This window comes from Pseudomonas sp. G166 (genome assembly GCF_037027455.2).
Taxonomy (GTDB): Bacteria; Pseudomonadota; Gammaproteobacteria; order Pseudomonadales; family Pseudomonadaceae; genus Aquipseudomonas.
On sequence record NZ_CP146985.1, the window covers coordinates 4,186,855 to 4,208,036 of the forward strand.

Sequence of the window (21,182 nt, forward strand, 5' to 3'; positions counted from 1 at the left end):
GCGAGCAAGCTCACTCCCACAGGGGGCTGTGTATGGCTTGGGGCCGGTCAGATTTTCAAAGAGCCCAGCAAACCTTCCAAAAACCGCTCCCCCGCGTCCATCTGGCTGATTTCGATGAACTCGTCAGGCTTGTGCGCCTGTTCGATGGAGCCCGGGCCACAAACCACCACGGGTACATCCAGGCGCTGCTTGAACAGGCCGCCTTCGGTGCCGAAAGAGACCTTGGCAGTGCCGGTGTCGGGGGCGGCGAAGTTCTTCAGGAAGCGCACCGCCTCGACGCTCGGATGGGTATCCAGGCCCGGGTAGACGTTCAGGGTTTCGATCTCGATGTCCGCCACGCTGGAGAGTTTTTTCGCCTCACGCACGATCACTTCGGCCTGCTCGCGCAGCTGTTCCAGGAACGAGTCCAGATCATCGGCCGGCAAGTTGCGCACTTCAAAATCCAGGGTGCACAGGTTCGGTACGATGTTCAGCGCCTTGCCACCAACGATCTGCCCGACGTGCACGGTGCTGTAGGGCACGTCGTAATCCAGGTCCTGGGCGCCCTGCTCCTGCAATTGCTGTTGGCTCTGGCGCAATGCCGCGATGAAATCGCAGGCCACATGAATCGCATTGACCGAGCGCGGTGCCAACGACGAGTGGGCCTCCAAACCGCGACAGTAAGTACGGTAAGAACCCTTGCCCTTGTGGCCAAGCACGAACTGCATGTTGGTCGGCTCGCCGATCACGCACAGAAACGGCCGCACCGGCGCCAGGTGCAGCACATCGAGCAAACGCCGCACCCCCACGCAACCGATCTCTTCATCATGGGAGAGTGCCAATTGCAGTGGCCGGTTCAAGGAATGGTCGGCGGCATCGAGCATGGCGTCGATGGCCAACGCAATGAACCCTTTCATGTCACAACTGCCACGCCCATAGACCCGCCCGTCTCGCACGGTCGCCTGGAACGCCGGGACCGTCCATGCCTGCCCCGCCGCCGGCACCACGTCGGTGTGCCCGGACAGCAGAATCCCGGGCAACTCCCGGGGCCCGGTGCTGGCGAACAGGTTGGCCTTCTTGCCGCTTTCATCCTTGACGATCAGCGACTCGATGCCCTTGCTCAGCAACAGCTCGCGCACGTATTCGATCAAGGCCAGGTTCGATTCTGATGAGACCGTTTCAAACGCCAGCAGGCATTCGAAAATGGCTAGCACGCGGGGTTTCATGAGGCTTTGCTCCGTTGCTCGGCAGAAGGGGCGAACCGGCGAATGGAGAACGGCTCAATCGACGTGCTGGTGCTGCCGGTGCTGATCAGCTCAGCCATGACATCACCGACGCCCGGGCCGAGCTGAAAGCCATGCCCGCAGAAACCAAACGCATAGTACAAGCCGTCGACGTTGCCACTGGGCCCCATCACCGGCAAGGAATCCGGCAGGTAGCCTTCGATGCCGCTCCACACGCGGATGATGTTCAGGTTACCGACCCCCGGCAGCAGCCGACGCATCTGGTCCAGTTGATTGAGGATGCTGCGCGGCTCGACATAGGCCCGGCGGTTGAGCATGTCCGGCTTGCTGCGATAGCCGCCGCCGATAACGATATTGCCCCGGGGAATCTGGCGGAAATAGATCACCTCTTCAGGAATCTTGGTGTACACCCCGATCACCGTTGGCAAGGCATATGGTACCGGTTCAGTAACGGCCATCTGTGGACCGTTGGTGTCCAGCGGCACCGGTTCGCCAAACTGTGCCGAGAGCTTCTGGCCCCAAGCGCCTGCGGTAATCAGCAACTGAGCGGCGCTGAACTGGCGGCCATCGGTGGTGCTGATGCTGAAGCCGTCACCGACCTTCTGCACCTCGGCCACCTCGGTCCGTTCCTCGATGCGTGCGCCGAGCCGTCGGGCCGCCCGGGCAAACGCCGGGGCCGCCAGACGCGGGTTGGCGTGACCGTCGTGCGGCGCATAGGAGCCGCCCTTGACGTCCTTGCCAAGGAACGGAAAACGCGCGTGCAGTTCGCTGCCGCGATAGATCTGCAAGTCCAGCTGCGCCGCTTCCGGTGCCGCTGCGTAAGCCTCGAGCTCGGGTATTTCGTCTTCGCGATAGCACACGCGCATGTGCCCGCTGGCGATGAATTCCAGGTCGTCATCGATCAGCTCCGGCAGGCGTTTCCATAGCGCCCAGGAGCGGTTCGCCAACTCCAGTTGCCCGAGGAAACGCCCCTGGCGCCGGACGTTGCCAAAATTCACACCGCTGGCGTACTGACCGATCTGGTCACGCTCCAGCAGGATCACCGATTGCCCCCGCTGACGCAGGAAAAACGCCGCCGCCGAGCCCATCAGGCCGCCACCGACGATCACCACATCGGCTTTATTCACCGTCATGGCGCCACCTCCCGGGTGAGCATCGAAAGCGGTTTGACCGGTGCCTGACCGCGCTGGCGTCCCACCTCTTGCACTTGGACACCCGCTGCGGCGGCAATCACTTCAGCCCCGGCCTGGGAGCAGTAACGCCCCTGGCAACGGCCCATGCCGACCCGACTGAAAGCCTTGGCCCGGTTGACTTCGCAAGCGCCCTTTTCGCTGACCGTGCGGCGCAACTCACCGGCACTGATCATCTCGCAGCGGCAAACAATGGCCTCATCCGGCAAGGCCTTGGCTTGCGCGGCGGGCCAGGGAAACGCCTGGGCCAGGCCGAGGCGAAACGCATCCATTACCTTGAGCGCCTGGCGCTGCTCGGCGACCTGCGCAGCGTCCACCGGTTGCTGCAAATCGCGCAACAAGGCCAGGGCGACCAGCCGCCCGGCGTGCTCGGCGGCATCAGCGCCACGGATCTTCGAACCATCTCCGGCGGCGTAGACGCCGCTGACCGAGGTCCGGCCCTCTTCGTCCACGTCCAGCCACCATTGCCCTGAAGCCTCGTCGAAACGCATGCGACAACCTGCCAGGTCAGCCAGTTGGGTTTCCGGACGCAAGTGATAACCCAGCGCCACCGCGTCGCACGCCACCGTCAAGGTTTCCCCGTTCGCGGTGCGTACTCGTACGCCACTGACACCGGTGACCGCCTCACCGAGCACTTGCAGGGGCGAAATGCCCAGGTGGACCGGGATCTTCGCCCGATACAACTGGGCCAACAGCTTCATGCCGGTGAACAGCAATCCCGGACGCGACATGAGTTTGGGCAAGGCTCTGATACGCTGGCTCAACGGCGAAGTGTCCAGCACCGCTGCAACATTGGCCCCGGCTTTTACGTATTGGCTGGCAACGAGGTACAGCAACGGCCCGCTGCCCATGAACACCACGCGGTGGCCGATGGAAACCGCCTGGGCCTTGAGCGCAATCTGTGCCCCGCCGAGGCTGTAGGTGCCGCCCAGTTGCCAACCTTCGATCGGCATCAGGCGGTCGGTGGCCCCCGTGCAGAGGATCAGTGCGTCATAGTCCACCGTCGTGTGCCGTCCCTGGCTGACGCAGCACAGCTGCCCGGGCGTCAGGTTCCACACCAGCGTATCGGGGCGGTAGTCGATCTGTGGGCGCAGGCGATCGAAGCTTTCGTGCAGGTCCCGGGCCTTGTCTGCCTCGGTGCCGTACAGCGTCGTGTAGCTGCGGGTGAACCCTTCAGGTTGACGCCGGTAGATCTGCCCGCCATCGCGACGATTTTCGTCGATCAGGATCGGCTTGAAGCCCGCCGCCACCAAGGTCTGGGCACAACGGATGCCGGCCGGCCCGGCGCCTACGATGACTATCCGCGCAGTGGCCATATTGCCTCCGGTTGCCGAGTGATGATGTCCAGCCCTTCGCGTACTTCATTGGAGCAGGCACGCAGGCGTTCGCCGCTGCGGGTCCAGACCCAGCAATCCTGGCAGGCGCCCATCAGGCAGAAGCCGGCGCGGCTGCCCGGATCGAATTCCGATTGGCGCAACGCCGGGCCATGGGTCAGCAACGCTACCATCAGGGTGTCGCCCTGCAGCGCCTCGATGGGCACGCCATCGACCTTCAATTTGACGATAGGCCGGCCCTGTTCGGCCAGCCTCACGAAACGCCCGTTCATGCGTAGGCTCCCACGATCATGCTGTTTGAATCCTGTTGGCTCTTGAGCAGCTCGGCGCTGTCGTGATGACAGAGCACTTCACTGCCGCCGTCGAGGGTGCGCCGAGGCGGCGCAATGAGGTTACACACACCGTCGACCCGCACCGGACAGCGGCTGAGGAAGGTGCACAAGCCCGGCACGTCGGCCCTTGCACCCAACGCAGGCAGGCTGCCGCAAGTCGTGGCGCCACAGGTTTCCAGCCAGCCCTGGCGCAACTCCGGCACCGAGTGGATCAACAGATCGGTGTAGGGATGGAACGGCGCCTGGGCGAACGATTGTCGTGCCCCCGCCTGGACCTTGCGGCCGCTGTACATCACCACGATGTCGTCGCACAGCGCCCGCACCGTGGAGATGTCGTGGCTGATGAACAGGTAGGACACCCCCAGTTGCTGGCGCAGGTCGCGCAGCAGTTCGAGAATTGCCGCGCCGACCACGGTATCCAGGGCCGAAGTCACTTCATCGCACAAAATCAAATCCGGCTTGGCCGCCAGCGCCCGGGCCAGGTTGACCCGCTGCTTCTGCCCACCGGAGAGTTCGCTCGGGCGGCGCTCGGCCAGCTCCCGTGGCAAACGAACGAGGTCCAGCAGTTCGCCGATACGCTCGCGCAACGCCGCACCCTTGAGGCCGAAATACATCTTCAGTGGCCGGCTCAGGATGGTGCTGATGCTGTGCATCGGGTTCAGCGCGGTGTCGGCGTTCTGGAACACCATCTGGATGCGCCGGAACTGTTCGTCCGTACGTTCAGACAGGCTGCCACCCAGTGGCTGACCATCAAAGGTCAACCCACCGAGGGCCGGGGTCAACAGCCCCGCCACCACCCGCGCCAGGGTCGACTTCCCCGAGCCCGATTCGCCAATCACGCCAATGGCCTGGCCCCGGCGTACAGTCAGGTCGATGTCTTCCAGCACCCGGATCGCCGGCATGCCATGCTGGTTCTTGTTGCCGTAGCCGGCGGTCAAACCCTGGATGGTCAGCAATGGCGTGTCTTCGGCTACGCCGCAGGGCGGGCGAATCGTCGTATCCGGCCGCGCCGCCGCCAGCAGGCTGCGGGTATAGGCGTGGGCCGGACCTTTGAGCAGCGATGCGGTGGCATTGTGTTCGAAGATCTGCCCGCCGTTGAGCACCACGATCTGGTCGGCCATCTGTGCAACCACGGCCAGGTCGTGGGACACGTAGACCGCCGTCGCGCCACGTTCGCGCACCACGCGCTTGAAGGCACGCAGCACGTCGATCTGGGTGGTCACATCGAGGGCCGTGGTCGGCTCATCGAGCACCACCAGCAGCGGATCGCTGATCAGCGCCATGGCCGCCATCACCCGCTGCAACTGTCCGCCGGAGACTTGATGGGGATAGCGCCGACCGATGCGCTCGGGGTTTGGCAACGCCAGGTCGCGAAACAGTTCGATGGCCTTGGCCTCAAGCGTCGCCCGATTGCCCAGGCCGTGGATCAGCGCACCTTCCACCACTTGGTCGATGAGCCTTTTGGCCGGGTTGAATGCAGCGGCGGCGCTTTGGGCGATGTACGACACACGGTTGCCGCGCAGGCCTTGCAGCTCGCCTTCGCTCAACGCCAGCATGTCGTGCTCGCCGACCTGCACCACGCCACCGGCCAGGCGGCAACCGCGCCGGGCATAACCGAGCAATGCCAGGGCGATGGTGGTCTTGCCGGAGCCAGACTCGCCGATCAGTGCCAGTACCTCACCCTTCTCCAGAGAGAAGCTCACGCCCTTGACGATCTCCACCTCGCCACGCTCGCCGCCGGCGACCACGCGCAAATTCTCGACTCGGATCAATTCGCTCATCTCAATGACCTCCCGTACGTCGATTACGCCGCGAAGACAGGCGGTCGATAAACAGATTGACGCCGATGGTCAGGGTGCCAATGGCCAGGGCCGGAATCACAATGGCCGGTGCCCCCTGATTTAGGCCGCCGATGTTTTCGCGCACCAGCGAACCCAGATCGGCGTCCGGCGGTTGCACACCCAGGCCAAGGAAGCTCATGCCGCTGAGCAACAGCACGATGAAACCGAAGCGCAGGCCCAAGTCAGCCAGCACCGGGTTGAGCATGTTCGGCAAAATTTCCACGCACGCGATGTACAACCGCCGTTCGCCCCGGGTACGGGCCACTTGCACGTATTCCAGAGCCTCGATGTTCACCGCCATGCTGCGCGCGATCCGGAACGCGCCCGGCGTGTAACTCAACACGGCCGTACACACCAGCAACGTCACCGACGAACCAAACGCCGAGACCATGATCAGCGCCAGCATCTTGCTCGGGATCGAAATGAAGGCGTCCATCAGGCGACTGATCAACTCATCCAGCCATTTCGGTGAAACCACCGACAGCAGTGCGCAACTGGTCCCAAGCCCGCTGGACAAGACCGCGGCCACCAGCGCCAGGCCCACGGTGAACTGTGCGCCGACCAGAATCCGACTGAGCATGTCGCGGCCCAGGTAATCGGTGCCCAACGGGTAAGCGGCGCTGAAGCTGTCGAAAACAGTGTCGGAAACCACTTCGCCCACCGGGTGTGGTGCCAGCCACGGGCCGAAGACCGCCACCAGCAACCAGACTGCACACAGCGCGGCGCCGACCAGTCCAAGCCAGGACGAGCCGTGAGCATCTTTGCCCAATGCCAGAGCGACCGCCGCGGTCGGGGGTTTCACAATGGGATTGTTCATTGGTTTCTCAGCCTCGGGTTGGAAAGGATCGCGCACAGATCGGCAATCAGCACCAACGTCAGGTACGCCGTGCAAAACAGCATGGTGCAGGCCTGGACCAGTGCCATGTCGCGGTTCGTCACCGCATCGACCATCAGGCTGGCGATACCGGGATAGTTGAAAATCGTCTCGACGATCACCACCCCGCCCAGCAGGTAGGACAGGCTCAAGGCGATGGCGTTGGCGATCGGCCCGATGGCGTTGGGTAACGCATGGCGCAAGACCACCCGTACCGAACTCACGCCTTTGAGACGGGCCATTTCCACGTAAGGGCTGTCCAGTTGGTCGATCACCGCCGCCCGGGTCATGCGCGCCATTTGCGCGACGATCACGCAGCACAGCGTCATGACCGGCAAAGCATAGGTGCGCATGAATTGCAGCGGCGAGGTGATCTCACTGGAATAGGACAGCGCGGAAAGCCAGCCCAGGTTCACCGCGAAGATCAGCACCGCCAGGGTGGCGACGAGAAATTCCGGCACGGCCACCATCATCAGGGTAAAGAAACTCATGAAGCCGTCGATGCGACCACCTCGCCCCATCGCCGAACCGATGCCCAGGATCAAGGCCACTGGCACCGATACCAGCGCCGTGGCGGCCGCCAGCATCAGCGTGTTGGGCACCCTGCCCGCCATCAGCTCGGTGACCGGTACGGCATTGGATACCGACACGCCCATATCGCCGCTGAGCAAGCTGGTCAACCAGTGCAGGTAACGCAACACACCCGGCTGATCGAGGCCCATTTTCGCCCGCAGGGCCGCCACCTGTTCCGGCGTGGCGAACTGTCCCAGGGACTGTTGCGCCGCGTCTCCCGGCAACACCGCCGTGATGGCGAACACCACCATCGAGACGATCAACAGCGTCACGATCGCGGCGCCTACGCGCCGGCCGATCAACCACAGTGTGCTGCTATTCATCACCCTACCCCTTGTGCCATGTCACGTCGCAAGAGCGCGCTCATCACGCGTCAAGCCAGACTTGCTCAGCGAACATATAGCCCATGAAACCGCCCAGCGGGTTGGTGCCATAACCTTTGACGCGCTGGTCGACGCCGTCGATGTTGCTGATGAACACCGGGATGCCGATGCCGCTGTGCTCATGCACCAGGGTCTGCATGTCCGCGTACATCTTGCCGCGCTTGGCCTCGTCGGTTTCACCCCGGGCCTGTATCAGCAACTGGTCGAACTGTTCGTTTTTCCAGCCGGACTCGTTCCATGGCGCCGTGGACTGGAAGAACTGCGAGAACAGCATGTCGGCGTTGGGCCGGGGGTTGATGTTGCCGAAACTCAGCGGGTGCTTGGCCCAGTGATTGGACCAGTAGCCATCGCTGGGCAGGCGGTTGACGTTGAGCTTGAGCCCGGCCTCCTTGGCCGATTGCTGCAGCAACACAGCAACGTCTACCGAGCCGGTGGCGGCCGGCGAGCACATCATTGGCATGCTGATGTTCTCCATGCCGGCTTTCTTCAGCAGGAAGCGCGCCTTTTCCGGATCGTAGGTCCGTTGCGGCAGGTCGGCATTGTAGAAACGTGCACCGGGGGCGATCGGGTGGTCGTTGCCGACCCTGGCGAAACCCCGGAAGATCGCCGACTTGACCTGTTCGCGGTCCAGCAGCAGCTTCATGGCCTCGGTGAACTCCGGGCTCTGGCCAGGCATCTGGTCCTGGCGAATGATCAGGTCGGTGTAGTTGCCCGATGGCGAGTCCACCACGCGATGGGTGGTGCTGTCCTTGATGCGCGTGGTCGAGCGCGGGTTGACCTCGTTGATGATCTGCACATCACCGGAAAGCAGCGCGTTGACCCGTGACGGCTCGTCGGCGATACCGATGAACTCGATCTCGTCCAGGTACGGCAAACCCGGCTTCCAGTAATTGGTGTTGCGCGCGCCAATCGAACGCACCCCAGGTTTGAACTCCTTGACCTTGAACGGGCCGGTGCCGATGCCCTGGTTGAAGTCGGTGGTGCCTTCAGGGACGATCAGCAAGTGGGAGACGGCCAGGATCGAGGGCAGCTCGGCATTCGGCCCGCTCAGGCGTATCTGCACTTCATGGGTGCCGTTGGCCTTGACCTCGGCAAACTGCTCGGCCAGCGGCAGGACTTTGGAACCGGTGATCGGGTCCTTGTGGCGCAACAGGGAGAACACCACATCAGCGGCGGTCAGCCCCTTGCCGTTGTGGAAGGTCACCTCTTTGCGCAGAGTGATCACCCAGAGCGTGGCGTCGGTGGTGTCGATGCGCTCGGCCAGTTCCAGTTGCGGCACCATGTGGTTATCGAAACGCGTCAGGCCGTTGTAGAACATGTAATGACGCACGTAGTCCGTAGACGATGAGCCTTTGGCCGGGTCCAGGGTATCGGCGGTGGAACTGGAGATGCCCGCCACCCGAATACGCCCGCCGGGCTTGCCTTTGCCAGGGCTCGCGGCGTCATCGGCCAGCAGCTTGCCAGCGGCGCCGAACAGGCTGCCGGCACCGGCTGCGGCCACGCCCGCCAGCCCGAGCATTTGCAAGGCATGCCGGCGTGACATGCCGCGATTGAGCCCTTCGAAAACACGCAGACTTTCTGTACCGGTGATCAACTGGTCTTTGATGCCGTTTTTATTGTCACTCATGTCAGTTCTACCTTTCGGAAAAATGATAGGGCTCGATTGCGCACGATTAACGCAACGTGTTGAAACGCCAAACAACACCATGAAACTCAGTGCAGGTAGTCCTGCAGGCGGTAATACGCGCCTACCAGCGGCAGGAACCAGGGCTTGCCGAAGTGTCCGGGAATGGCCGGCCAGTCAAGCTCGCGCCAAGGGTTGGCCTCGACCTTGCCGGCCATGACCTGGGCCATGACTTGCCCCATGTGCACCGACATCTGCACACCATGGCCGCTGTAGCCCATGGAGTGATAAACCCCGCCATGCTGGCCGGCCCGCGGCAGGCGATCGGACGTCATGTCCACCAGGCCGCCCCAGCAATAGTCGATCCGAGTGTTCGCCAACTGCGGGAACATCTGCACCATCGCCGCTTGCAGCACCTTGCCGCTCTTGGCGTCGGACACGCTGTCGGACATGGCAAACCGCGCCCGACCGCCAAACAGCAGACGGTTGTCCGGGGTCAGGCGAAAGTAGTTACCGATCATGCGGCTGGTGACATAAGAGCGTCGCGCCGGCAGCAAGCTGTCGATCAGCCCCTGGGGCAATACCTCGGTGGCAACCACGAAACTGCCCACCGGTACGATCCGCCGCCGATACCAGCCCAGGCCGCCCTGCTGGCAGGCGCCGGTCGCCAACAGGATCTGCGAGGCCTGCAGCGTCCCCTTGCTGGTGTTGACTCGATAACCGCCGGCACTGGCCTTCCAGTCCTGCACCGTCACCCCTTGAAAGATCAACGCACCGTGACGGGCAGCGGCTTCGGCCAGGCCGACACCGAAACGCCCGATGTGCATCTGCACGCCGTTGCGCTGCAACAGGCCACCGTGAAACTGCGCCGAATTGACTTCCGCCCGCGTCTCCTGGGCCGACAGCAACTCGACCTCGGCATCGACTTCCTTGCGGATCAATTCGCAGGTGCGCGCCAACCCTTCGTAGTGCATCGGCTTGGCGGCCAGCTTGAGCTTGCCGTTGCGCTTGAGGTCGCAGGCAATCCCCTCCTGCTCCACCAGCGAGACCACGCTCTGCACGGCACTTTCATAGGCTTGGTAATACGCCCGGGCCTTGTCGGCGCCGAGGCTGGCGGTGAGCGCCGCGTAATCCTGGGCCACGCCGGTACTGCAATGACCGCCGTTGCGTCCTGACGCCTCGCCAATCACCCTGCCCGCTTCCAGCACCGCCACGCTGGCCCCCTTCAAGGCCAAGGCCCGGGCCGCAGCCAGGCCGGTGAAACCGCCACCGACGATGGCGACATCGACCTGCCCGGGCAACCCGCCGAGCTGGGCACCGGTGAAAGCCGGTGCGGTATCGAGCCAATAGGACTCACTGCCCATGTCTAACCCCTTACCTTGAAGAAGTGCGTCGAGACTCAGAGCCCGACCAGGCCGGCCAACCCGCCGATGTCCGGGATCTGGTGATAGCCATAGATGGCATTGGCCGGTTGTTCGTGACCGCGGGCGACGAAGGCCTTGTTCTTGATCTTCATGTCGTGGGCCGACATCAGGTCGTAGCGGAAGCTCGACGACACATGCAAGACATCCTCCGGACCGCAGCCGAGGTTATCGAGCATGAATTCGAAAGCTGCCAGGCGTGGTTTGTAGGCCTGGGCCTGCTGGGCCGTGAAGACTTTATGGAAGGGCGCACCGAGCTTGTCGACGTTGGACATGATCTGCTCGTCCATCGCATTGGAGAAAATCACCAGGGGGATCTTGTCGGCGATTTTCGACAGGCCCGCCGGTACATCGGCGTGGGGGCCCCAGGTTGGAACGGCGTCGTAATAGAGCTGGCCTTCGCCGCGATACTCGACGCCCCAACGCTTGCAGACCCGCATCAGGGAGGTCTTGATGATTTCATCATAGGGCCGCCATTCACCCATCACCTGGTCCAGGCGATAAGCGGAGAAATCCTTGACGAACTGGTCCATCTGCCCGGCATCGACACGGTCGGCGAACAGCTCGCGCGTCATGGTGCCCATCTGGAAATTGGTCAACGTGCCGTAGCAGTCGAAGGTGATGTACTTGGGTCGAAGAAAGCTCATGAGTGCGGTCCTGGATTGTTGTTGAAGACATGCCGAGGCAAACATTGATGCCGTTCGTGAAACGTCGGTGCAACGCTGCATCACGTTTTCATTACAACACCATGAGACCGTGGATAAATCGTTAAAAATACCGGCCGCTTGGTACAAACCACCGTTTTGCAGGGTTCGCTCAGCAGACTTTGCGGGATGCTCCAGGCGTGGGCGCTGCGCCCGTGTTTCTGTGGGTTTGCGGGCAGCAATGGTGCGCCAGACAGATCGCCAAAGGGTCGTTTGCGGCAGAATCTACGCCCGTCGCGAGCAGCTTCGGCATCTTTGTTCGATGGGCTGCCGCCATCGCGAGCAGGCTCGCTCCCACAGGGATCTTGGGCGGTCGCATGATTGGTGTTCGCTACAAGCGAGCTTGCTCGCGATAGCGGTGGGTCTGTTGGAGATCTTTTGTTCAGGCTTTCAACTCAGCCTCAAGAAAGCTCACCAACGCCTGTACTCGCGCGCTGCGCAGTTTGCGCGAGGGCACCAGCAGGTTGATCGGGGCGCTGTCGAATTGCCAATCGGCGAGCACCCGTACCAGGCGGCCATCGGCGATGGCTTTGCTGACGTCCCATTGCGAACGCAGCACCAAGCCCAGGCCTTGTTCTGCCCAGCGTCGAGCCACGCTGCCATCGTTGCTCAATAAAGCCGGTTTGATCCTTAGGGTTTTTCGCCCTTGTTCATTACGCAGATGCCATAGCGTGACATCCTCATCGTTTTCACGAATACAAATGCAGCGATGCTCGGCGAGTTGCTCAGGTGATGACGGTGTACCGTACTGCTCCAGATACGCAGGACTGGCGCATAACCATCGGTCGTTCTGCGTGAGGGGCCGGGCGACCCAGAGGCTGTCGCTAAGGGTGCCGATGTGAATCACCGCGTCGCTGTCGTGACGATCGGGCCAAGGCGTTTCCCGCAGATCCAGATGCAGGCACAGCTGCGGATGCAACCTGGCGAAGCGGGCCAACAACGGCGCGATGTGTTGTCGGCCATAACCGAACGGTGCCGCCAGCCTGAGCGTGCCGACCAGGCGATCATCCTGCTGCTTGAACGACTCGGGCAGCGCCTCCAGTTGATCCAGCAACAACGCACTCTGCCGGGAAAAACGCTCACCATCGGCGGTCAGGCTCAAGCGCCGGGCGTCACGGTTGGCCAGGGTCAGGCCAAGCTGCGTCTCCAGTTTGCGCAGACGCATGGACAACGCGGGCGGCGAGACATCGAGCGCCCTGGCGGCGGCGCTTAGCGATTCAGAGCGCGCCAGGGTCACGGCCATACGCAGGTCTTCGAGGCTGATCATTCAGTTCAACTTAATGATTGATGACACGGCATTGAACCACGACTTTACGATGACTGAGTAGAGTCGAGCCTGTCTTCAACCTCCGAGCCCTGTTCATGCCAGCCTCAATTGCCTCCCTCGACACCCCGGTCGCGCTCATTGACGTGCCGCAAATGCAGCGCAATATCCAACGCATGCAGCAACGCATGGACAACTTGGGTGTGCGCCTGCGTCCCCATATCAAAACCAGCAAATGCCTGCCGGTGGTCCAGGCGCAGATCAAGGCAGGTGCCAGCGGAGTCACGGTTTCCACGTTGAAGGAAGCGGCGCATTGTTTTGCTGAAGGCATCCAGGACATCTTCTACGCCGTCGCCATGGCCCCCGGCAAACTGCCTCAGGCCCTGACGCTCAAGCGCAAGGGATGCCAGTTGAGCATCTTGACCGACAGCCTGATCGCTGCCCAAGCCATCGTCGACTTCGGCCAGCAGCACGACGAGCGTTTCGACGTCTGGATCGAGATCGATTGCGACGGCCATCGATCAGGCCTGCGGGTCGAGGACGACACCCTCATCGAGATCGCACGCAGGCTCAACGAAGGTGGCATGCAGCTGTGCGGCGTGATGACCCACGCCGGCTCCAGCTATGAACTCGACACCCCCCTGGCGCTGCAAGCCCTGGCCGAACAGGAACGCCACCTCTGCGTCAGCGCCGCCCAACGCATCCGCGCAGCCGGGTTGGCCTGCCCGCAGGTCAGCATCGGCTCGACGCCCACGGCATTGTCGGCGCTGAACCTGGAAGGCGTGACCGAGGTTCGCGCGGGTGTCTATGTGTTCTTCGATCTGGTGATGCACAACATCGGCGTTTGCCAGGCGGATGAATTGGCGCTGAGTGTGTTGACCACCGTCATCGGTCATCAGCAGGACAAAGGCTGGATCATCACCGATGCCGGCTGGATGGCCATGAGCCGGGACCGGGGTACACAGCGCCAGCAACGGGACTTCGGTTACGGACAGGTGTGCAGCGAAACCGGCGACTGGATCGAAGGCGCCCTGCTCTCCAGCGCCAACCAGGAACACGGCATCATCACCCTTTCAAGTGTTGGGGACATCGATATCACCGAGCGTTTTCCCATTGGCAGCCGCCTGCGCATCCTGCCCAACCACGCCTGCGCCACCGGTGCGCAATTCCCTGATTACCGCGCCTGCGATGCCTCGGGCCAGGTGCACACCTGGAGTCGTCTGCATGGCTGGTGAGATCGAGTTTATTCACACAAACCAAGCCGCCGCTGCGGGTGGACATTACAGCCAGGCTGTGTCGCATCAGGGGGTCTTGTATGTGTCCGGACAACTGCCAGTGCGCGCCGATGGCAGCCACAGCGTCGACCAGCCGTTCGAGGTCCAAGCCTGTATCGCCCTGGACAACCTGATGGCGATTCTCGGCGCAGCGGGGCGTGAACCCAGCGACCTTTTAAAGGTGACGGTCTATGTCGCCGGCGTCGAACACTGGCCTGCTTTCGACCGGATCTACGCCCGCTATCTGGGCGAACACCGGCCTGCGCGCGCAGTGGTGCCCGTCCCGGCCTTGCACCATGGGTATCTGATTGAAATCGAAGCGCTGGCGGGCAGTGAGAGCACATCATGAAACCGGAAAAAAGCGATGTACTGATTATCGGCGGCGGCATCATGGGATCGGCGTCGGCGTTTTTCCTGCGCCAGCGCGGGCACTCGGTGACGTTGCTGGAACGCGACCTGATCGGCCAATACGCCAGCGGCGTGAATTTCGGCAACGTGCGGCGCCAAGGGCGTTTCCTAGGCCAACTGGAGTTGTCCAATCGCTCATACGGGTTGTGGAAACGGCTGCCCGAGTTGATTGGCGATGACCTGGAGTTCATCCCCAGCGGCCATATGCGCGTCTGCTATCGCGAGGATGAAATCGCTGAACTGCAAGCCTACGCCGCCGCCCCCGAAGCCCGCGAACTGGACTTGCAGATCATCACCGGCAAGGCCTTGCACGAGCGTTTTCCGTTCCTCGGCCCGGAGGTCAAGGGCGGCTCTTACGCACCACACGACGGCCACGCCAACCCTCGTCTGGCGGCCCCGGCATTTGCCCGCGCGGCGACACGGGCCGGGGCCAGCGTCCGTGAGCGCACGGAAGTCGCCAACGTACAAAAGGTGAACGGCGAATTCCACGTGACCACCACCGACGGCCAGCTGTTCATTGCCGAACAACTGCTGATCACCGCCGGTGCCTGGGGAGCAAAACTGTCCGAACAATTCGGCGAAGCCGCCCCTGGAGGCCAATGGGCCGCAGATGTCGGTTACCGAACCGGTGCCCTATGCCTTGCCAACGGTGATCGGCGTGTTTACCAAGATAAAGGAAGAGGTGATTTATTTTCGGCAGATACCGCGAGGCAACCTCATCATCGGCGGTGGCAACCGCTGTAAGCCGGACATGCTCAACCGTCGCGCTTACTTCAAGCCCGAAAGCCTGCTCAATCAGATGCGGCAGATGGGGCGGCTATTACCCGGGGCGGCGAACCTCAACATCATCCGGGTCTGGAGCGGCATCGAGAGCTATACGCCGGACTCGCTGCCGATCATGGGCCCCAGCGGCAAGGTCGAGGGGTTGTTCTACGCCTTTGGTTTCTGTGGGCATGGCTTCCAGCTCGGCCCGGGCGTCGGCGACGTCATGGCCGAGTTGATCAGCACCGGCAGCACCGGCACCTTGATCAGCCCGTTTGATATTCGCAGGTTCACCGACCCGACAGCTCTGGTTATGCCTCATGGGAGCATTCCCAGCACCGGCAGACTTGTTTGACGCAAGCCATCGACCAGCGACTGGACGCACTTTCTCACCCTGAACGAAGGCCGTTGCTTTTTTTGCGAAGTCCGTCCGGCAGATACAGCAGATTCTTCTTTGCCAGGCTCGAGAACGGCATATCCCATCAGGGCCGCTTTGTTAGTTTATCGAGAAGAAAACGGCATCACGATCTGCTGCCGGCAGCGCTATCACCGCTCTATGGGAGCCCGTTGGATGACCACCCAATCTTCAAACAACCCACCTGTATTCCAGCAGTTTTATATCAACGGTGAATGGCAATCTCCGGTGCATCCGGCAACGCTGCCCGTGGTCAACCCCGCCACCGAGCAAGTCATTGCCGAGGTCGCCCGCGGCTCAAGCGAGGACGTTGATCGGGCCGTCGCGGCAGCGCGCGCAGCGTTTCCCGGCTGGTCAGCGACGCCGGTGGACACTCGCGTGGCGATCCTTGGAAAGATCCATGAACTGATCCTTGAACGCAAAGAAGAACTGGCCCAGGCACTGTCGCTGGAAATGGGCGCGGCCATCAGCTTCGCCCGAGCCATGCAAGTGCCGCTGGCAGCTGAACACGTACGGGTGGCCCGTGATGTGGTGTCCACTTATCGCTTCCAGAAAGTCGAGAATGGCACGGCCATTCAACGCGAACCCATCGGCGTCTGCGGCCTCATCACGCCGTGGAACTGGCCGCTGTACCAAATCACCGCCAAAGTCGCCCCGGCGATTGCCGCCGGCTGCACAGTGGTGTTGAAACCCAGCGAACTGTCGCCCCTGAGCGCCCTGCTCTTCGCCCAACTGGTGCACGACGCAGGCCTTCCGGCGGGTGTCTTCAACCTGGTGAACGGCAGTGGTGCCGAAGTCGGCGCAGCCATGGCGGCGCATCCCGACATCGACATGATCTCCATCACCGGCTCGAACCGCGCCGGAGCGCTGGTGGCCCAAGCCGCCGCCCCTACAGTCAAGCGCGTTACACAAGAGTTGGGTGGCAAGTCGCCGAACGTGCTGTTGCCCGACGCCGACTTCGCCAAGGCCGTGCCGCCAGGGGTGATATCGGCGTTTCGCAACGTCGGCCAATCGTGCAGCGCACCAACCAGAATGATCGTGCCCAGGAACCGCTTGGCGGAAGTCGAGGCGTTGGCGGCCGCGACCGCCAAAGCGATCGTCGTGGGCGATCCGCAGTCGGAAGAAACCGTGCTCGGTCCCATCGCCAATGAAGCCCAGTTCAATCGCGTGCAGGTCATGATCGAAGTGGGCTTGAATGAGGGTGCCAAGCTTGTTTGCGGTGGCCCGGGGCGCCCGGAGGGCCTTGAACAGGGCTTCTACACTCGACCGACTGTGTTCTCCCAGGTGGACAGCGCCATGCGCATCGCCCAGGAAGAAATCTTCGGCCCGGTGCTGTGCATCATCCCCTATGACACAGTGGATGAAGCCGTCGCCATCGCCAACGACACCGTCTATGGGCTGGGCGCTCATGTCCAGGGCCAGGACCTTGGACAGGCGCGCGGCGTTGCCTCACGTATTCGCTCCGGGCAAGTGCTGTTGAACTATCCGGCGTGGAATCCGATGGCACCGTTTGGCGGCTACAAGCGCTCAGGCAATGGCCGTGAGTATGGTGTGCATGGGTTCGAGGAATACCTGGAGATCAAGGCGATTGTCGGGTTTGAGTGATTGCGCTAGCCCTCGAACCGCCCCGTGCCCTCGCGATCATGGGCGTAGTGTCGGGTGAACGGAAACGCCGGCAGCCACGACTCGCGGCGCACGGTCCAGCTTTCGTAGGTGGGCATCAGTTGATCGGGGGCGTCCAGCGTGCCCAGGTTCACTTCGATTTCGTCGCCGGTACGGGCGTACACCGACGAGCCACAGCGCGGGCAGAAAAAACGCCCGGCGTAGTCCCGTGTTGCCCCCTCGATCGTCACCGCGTCCTGGGGGAACACCGCTGCGGCGTAGAAGAGTGCGCCGTGATGCTTGCGACAGTCGAGGCAGTGACAGAGGCCGACCCGGTATGGCCGGCCAGAAGCTTGGATGCGAACGTTACCGCACAGGCAACCGCCGGTGAATCGGTCCATGGTGTGTCTCCTCTACAATCCGGGGCCATGCTTCATAACTCATACCGGTCAATGGTAGGCGCATGTTGCGCCATCAGTTCCACGACCCAATCGATGAACACTCGTAGCTTGGCACTGACGTGGCGGTTCGGGGGATAGGCCAGATAAAGCGGCATCGGCTCGAGCTGCCAGTCTTCGAACAGCGGCACCAACTCACCTTGCGCCTGGTGACGTCGGGACATGTACTCGGGCAGCCAGAGCACACCCAGCCCCGCCAAACCGGCCGCGAGATAGGCGTTGCCGTCATCGATGGCCAACGCGTAGCGCCCTTTGACGTGAAGCAGCTCACCGTCACGGCGCATGGCGTAGGGCAAGGATTTCCCAGTGCGAGCCCACAGGAAACCCACGGTACGATGGTGCGAATCTTCCAGCTCTCGCGGATGCGCGGGCCGGCCAAAGCGTGCCAGGTAACTCGGGGCGGCGAAGACGCCGAGGGCGAGATCGCCGACGCGTCGGGCGACCAGCGACTGATCCCTCAACTCACCGCCGCGCACCACGCAATCGACGTTTTCATCGATCAAGTCGACGATGCGATCACTCACGCCCATGTCGATCTGGATGTCCGGGTATCGCTCATAGAACGCCGGCAAGGCCGGTATCAGGATCAGAGCGGCCAGTGGGCTCGGCACATCCACCCGCAGCCGGCCCCTGGGCAGCGCTTGTGCACCGGACAGGCTGGTCTCGGCGTCGTCCATGTCGGCGAGCAGGCGGACCACCCGTTCATAGTAGGCAGCGCCGTCGGCGGTGACGTTGACCTTGCGCGTGGTGCGGTTGAGCAACTTGACCCGCAACCGGGCCTCGAGTTGCTGCACCAGTTGGGTCACCGTGGTCTTGCTCATGTGCAGGGTGTCAGCCGCCTTGGTGAAGCTGCCCGCCTCCACGACTCGAACGAACGCCTGCATCGCATCAAAACGGTCCATTTCCGCCTCGGGTATGTATCAGATTGTTTGGATTTTACAAACAGTGAAGGCCAAGGTTGCTCGTTTATCCCCCAGGCACAAGCCCCTAGAGTGCTTTCATCGTTGGTTCCAACCTTTTGATGGAGGCAGTCATGACACAGCGTGATGTGGTTTTTCCGGCCGGGCGCCAGGCACTTTATGAACGTAACCGCTACTCGCCGGCTATTCGTTCCAATGGCTTTCTGTTCGTCTCGGGGCAAGTCGGCAGCACCGAAGACGGCTCGCCTGAGGCCGATCTGGAGGCTCAGGTCCGGCTGGCGTTCAACAATCTGAAGGCGATTCTCGCCGCTGCTGGCTGCAGCTTTGACGATGTGATTGATGTCACCGTCTTCATCGTCGATCCCGAATCGACATTCGAGAGGATCTGGAAAGTGGTGCCGGAATTCTGGGGTGACGCGCCGCATCCGACGCTAACTGGGGTGGGGGTGACGTGGTTGTATGGTTTTCAGTTTGAAATCAAGGTGATTGCCAAATTGCCTGAAACCACCCTGTAGGTCCGCATGCATTAATGTTGGGCTGTGCCACCGTCATCGCGAGCAAGCTCGCTCCCATGGGGAATGGCGGTGAACTCGGATCTTCGGCCCATCCTCAAACCAATGTGGGAGCGAGCCTGCTCGCGATAGCGGTGGTCAGTCTGTATCAATGTTGGCTGTACTGCCGTCATCGCGAGCAGGCTCGCTCCCACAGAGGGTCTTCAGTGGGTCGCCGGCTAGCCTTTCACCGCCGCTTCAATCGCGGCAATGTCGATCTTGGTCATTGTCATCATGGCCTCGAAAGCGCGTTTGGCGGCTGCTTTATCGGAGCTGGTGACCGCATCAACCAGGACCCGCGGGGATATCTGCCATGACAAGCCCCACTTGTCCTTGCACCAGCCGCAGGCGCTCGCCTGACCGCCGTTGTCGATGATCGCGTTCCATAAACGGTCCGTTTCGGCCTGGTCATCGGTGGCGATCTGAAATGAGAAGGCCTCACTGTGCTTGAATACCGGCCCGCCATTGAGTCCGATACAAGGAATGCCTATCACCGTGAAGTCCACGGTGATCACGTCACCCTCCTTGCCCGATGGATAATCGCCAGGAGCATGATGGACGGCGTTAACCGCACTGTCGGGAAAGGTTCTTGCGTAGAACTGTGCCGCTTCCAGAGCGGTGCCGTCGTACCAGAGACATATCCTGTTCTTATTGTTCATCCGGATTCTCCGAGAGAAGGACTGGACGATGAAGTCTAGCAGCGCTCTGGACAGGTGACAGGGAACGAACCGGGCTCAGGCACTCACCCGTTCCCCGTGATCGACCATCCAGCGAATCATCCGCGCCAAGGGCACCCGATGATGGCGGATGGCGCACCAGGAAATATCCTCGTGCCGGTACAGTTCGACATAACGGCTGAGCAGCACATGACGACCATCCTCGGCCAGTTGCAACGAAAATTCACGGCAATGCAGGGTATCCCGACTGAGGGTTTTGACTCGCCGATTCAGGATCAACGCATCGTTACTCATTTGCCGCTTCCCCACCCTGGCAGTGCGGCCCCTGAACGACCGCCCCCAACTTCCCCTGCGCAACAAAATCGGCCCGCTGCTGCGCCGTTGCATCGCGAAGCGCTACGTAGTAATCCGGCTGGGTCTGCAACTGGTCGGTCACAGGCAATGCCTCGGCGCGGCCATCGACAACGCCGCCGACGGTGTCGATCGTTCCCAAGGTGTCGACGGTGCTGCTGTTGTCGCCGAACGGGTCGACGGCGAAACCCAGCACTTTGCCAGTCGCATCCCTCAGGTTGGCGCTGCCCAGCAACGGCAGTTCCACGATAGGCCCGGGGGCGACGTTCCAGACGCCGAAGGTCTGGCCGAAATCGGCCTTGTGGCGCTCGATGCCCAGCTTGCCCGACACGTCAATCAGCCCGACGATACCCGCCGTGGTGTTGATGACGAAACGCCCCAATGTGTTGACCGAACGTTGTGCATTGCCTTGCAGCAAGTCGTTGATGAACACCTTGGGCTCGCCGAAGTTCGCCACGAAGTTGTGGACGCCGGCCTGGAACATCTCCGGCAGCTTGAGATAACCCCGGGCAACCGGGGCCAGCGCATAGTCATCCACGGTTCGGTTGAACGCGAAGATGCCGCGGTTGATGGGCTCTGCGGGGTCATGGACGGTGAAAGTCGTACTGTCACAACTACCCGCAGTGGCAGCAGGCGTGGTGGAGCAACCGCTGGCGAGTGCCACCAGAGCAATGACTAGAGAGGTGCGAACACATAACGGCGCGGGTTTGAACGTCGGCATACAAGGTGATCTCGGCAAGGAAAAAGTGGTGCTACCAACGCCAGTCAAAAGCCGAACCCGCCCCTATGGCGAGGGAGCTTGCTCCCGCTGGGGCGCGAAGCGGTCCTGGTTTTGGGGCTGCTGCGCAGCCCAGCGGGAGCACGCGCCCTCGTCACAGGTTCGATGTTGGCTGGCTGTTCAACTGACTGGTATTGGGGGGCCATCCTGCCGCTGCTTTTTTGCCTGAAGATTTCCAGAACATTGCCCGCCGGCAACTTTATTTCCGGATTGAAATATATGA

At 62.1% G+C, this 21,182-nt stretch carries 20 protein-coding genes and 1 pseudogene; 5 read left to right on the forward strand and 16 right to left on the reverse strand.

Annotated features, from left to right (window positions below):
- Positions 1 to 47: 47 nt before the first annotated feature.
- The 11 genes from argE to SGN16_RS18165 form a co-directional block, all read right to left on the reverse strand.
- Entirely contained in the window at positions 48 to 1,205 is a 1,158-nt protein-coding gene (gene argE / locus SGN16_RS18115) for an acetylornithine deacetylase (RefSeq protein WP_335944298.1), read from the reverse strand.
- The gene (locus SGN16_RS18120) at positions 1,202 to 2,356 is read right to left on the reverse strand and encodes an FAD-binding oxidoreductase (RefSeq protein ID WP_335944299.1); all 1,155 of its coding nucleotides are present in this window, start codon (positions 2,354 to 2,356) and stop codon (positions 1,202 to 1,204) included. The genes argE and SGN16_RS18120 overlap by 4 nt, the downstream gene beginning before the upstream one ends.
- Complete coding sequence (locus tag SGN16_RS18125; RefSeq protein ID WP_335944300.1) at positions 2,353 to 3,729, reverse strand: FAD-dependent oxidoreductase; 1,377 nt, start codon at positions 3,727 to 3,729, stop codon at positions 2,353 to 2,355. The genes SGN16_RS18120 and SGN16_RS18125 overlap by 4 nt, the downstream gene beginning before the upstream one ends.
- Entirely contained in the window at positions 3,711 to 4,019 is a 309-nt protein-coding gene (locus SGN16_RS18130; protein ID WP_210639368.1) for a (2Fe-2S)-binding protein, read from the reverse strand. The genes SGN16_RS18125 and SGN16_RS18130 overlap by 19 nt, the downstream gene beginning before the upstream one ends.
- Positions 4,016 to 5,860 carry an ABC transporter ATP-binding protein gene (locus SGN16_RS18135; protein WP_210639369.1) on the reverse strand — a complete coding sequence of 615 codons (1,845 nt, stop codon included), beginning with the start codon at positions 5,858 to 5,860 and terminating at the stop codon, positions 4,016 to 4,018. The genes SGN16_RS18130 and SGN16_RS18135 overlap by 4 nt, the downstream gene beginning before the upstream one ends.
- Position 5,861: 1 nt before the next feature.
- Positions 5,862 to 6,737 (reverse strand): ABC transporter permease, encoded by an 876-nt coding sequence (locus tag SGN16_RS18140; protein WP_210639370.1) that lies wholly within the window; start codon positions 6,735 to 6,737, stop codon positions 5,862 to 5,864.
- Complete coding sequence (locus SGN16_RS18145) at positions 6,734 to 7,690, reverse strand: ABC transporter permease (protein ID WP_335944301.1); 957 nt, start codon at positions 7,688 to 7,690, stop codon at positions 6,734 to 6,736. Before SGN16_RS18145 ends, SGN16_RS18140 begins: the two co-directional genes overlap by 4 nt.
- A gap of 43 nt (positions 7,691 to 7,733) precedes the next feature.
- A complete protein-coding gene (locus tag SGN16_RS18150) occupies positions 7,734 to 9,377 on the reverse strand; it encodes an ABC transporter substrate-binding protein (protein WP_210639372.1) in 1,644 nt (547 codons plus the stop codon).
- Between the two features lie 86 nt (positions 9,378 to 9,463).
- The gene (locus SGN16_RS18155; RefSeq protein WP_335944302.1) at positions 9,464 to 10,738 is read right to left on the reverse strand and encodes an FAD-binding oxidoreductase; all 1,275 of its coding nucleotides are present in this window, start codon (positions 10,736 to 10,738) and stop codon (positions 9,464 to 9,466) included.
- Positions 10,739 to 10,773: 35 nt separating this feature from the next.
- Positions 10,774 to 11,442, reverse strand: coding sequence for a haloacid dehalogenase type II (locus tag SGN16_RS18160; protein ID WP_210639374.1), 669 nt, complete (start codon positions 11,440 to 11,442; stop codon positions 10,774 to 10,776).
- 439 nt (positions 11,443 to 11,881) lie between these two features.
- Complete coding sequence (locus SGN16_RS18165; RefSeq protein WP_335944303.1) at positions 11,882 to 12,766, reverse strand: LysR family transcriptional regulator; 885 nt, start codon at positions 12,764 to 12,766, stop codon at positions 11,882 to 11,884.
- Between the two features lie 95 nt (positions 12,767 to 12,861).
- Here SGN16_RS18165 and SGN16_RS18170 point away from each other — a divergent pair, with 95 nt between their 5' ends.
- The 4 genes and pseudogenes from SGN16_RS18170 to SGN16_RS18185 all read left to right on the forward strand — a co-directional run bounded on the left by SGN16_RS18170 (position 12,862) and on the right by SGN16_RS18185 (position 17,227).
- Positions 12,862 to 13,998: a DSD1 family PLP-dependent enzyme gene (locus tag SGN16_RS18170; protein ID WP_335944304.1), complete on the forward strand. Its 1,137-nt coding sequence runs from the start codon at positions 12,862 to 12,864 to the stop codon at positions 13,996 to 13,998.
- Positions 13,988 to 14,386 (forward strand): RidA family protein, encoded by a 399-nt coding sequence (locus SGN16_RS18175; RefSeq protein WP_210639377.1) that lies wholly within the window; start codon positions 13,988 to 13,990, stop codon positions 14,384 to 14,386. The genes SGN16_RS18170 and SGN16_RS18175 overlap by 11 nt, the downstream gene beginning before the upstream one ends.
- Positions 14,383 to 15,562, forward strand: a pseudogene (locus tag SGN16_RS18180) (FAD-binding oxidoreductase). The gene SGN16_RS18175 and the pseudogene SGN16_RS18180 overlap by 4 nt, the downstream one beginning before the upstream one ends.
- A gap of 216 nt (positions 15,563 to 15,778) precedes the next feature.
- Positions 15,779 to 17,227, forward strand: coding sequence for an aldehyde dehydrogenase family protein (locus tag SGN16_RS18185; RefSeq protein WP_335944305.1), 1,449 nt, complete (start codon positions 15,779 to 15,781; stop codon positions 17,225 to 17,227).
- 5 nt (positions 17,228 to 17,232) lie between these two features.
- On the opposite strand, the gene SGN16_RS18190 is transcribed toward SGN16_RS18185, so the two are convergent.
- Positions 17,233 to 17,625: a GFA family protein gene (locus SGN16_RS18190; RefSeq protein WP_335944306.1), complete on the reverse strand. Its 393-nt coding sequence runs from the start codon at positions 17,623 to 17,625 to the stop codon at positions 17,233 to 17,235.
- A gap of 32 nt (positions 17,626 to 17,657) precedes the next feature.
- Complete coding sequence (locus SGN16_RS18195; RefSeq protein ID WP_210639381.1) at positions 17,658 to 18,584, reverse strand: LysR family transcriptional regulator; 927 nt, start codon at positions 18,582 to 18,584, stop codon at positions 17,658 to 17,660.
- 131 nt (positions 18,585 to 18,715) lie between these two features.
- Between SGN16_RS18195 and SGN16_RS18200 the strand changes: the two genes are divergently transcribed.
- A complete protein-coding gene (locus SGN16_RS18200; RefSeq protein ID WP_335944307.1) occupies positions 18,716 to 19,117 on the forward strand; it encodes a RidA family protein in 402 nt (133 codons plus the stop codon).
- Between the two features lie 215 nt (positions 19,118 to 19,332).
- Here SGN16_RS18200 and SGN16_RS18205 read toward each other — a convergent pair whose 3' ends face one another.
- The 3 genes from SGN16_RS18205 to SGN16_RS18215 all read right to left on the reverse strand — a co-directional run bounded on the left by SGN16_RS18205 (position 19,333) and on the right by SGN16_RS18215 (position 20,902).
- Complete coding sequence (locus tag SGN16_RS18205) at positions 19,333 to 19,812, reverse strand: VOC family protein (protein ID WP_210639383.1); 480 nt, start codon at positions 19,810 to 19,812, stop codon at positions 19,333 to 19,335.
- A 75-nt stretch (positions 19,813 to 19,887) separates the two neighbouring features.
- The gene (locus SGN16_RS18210; protein WP_210639384.1) at positions 19,888 to 20,124 is read right to left on the reverse strand and encodes a hypothetical protein; all 237 of its coding nucleotides are present in this window, start codon (positions 20,122 to 20,124) and stop codon (positions 19,888 to 19,890) included.
- Positions 20,117 to 20,902: a VacJ family lipoprotein gene (locus tag SGN16_RS18215; RefSeq protein WP_335944308.1), complete on the reverse strand. Its 786-nt coding sequence runs from the start codon at positions 20,900 to 20,902 to the stop codon at positions 20,117 to 20,119. Before SGN16_RS18215 ends, SGN16_RS18210 begins: the two co-directional genes overlap by 8 nt.
- Between the last annotated feature and the right edge of the window lie 280 nt (positions 20,903 to 21,182).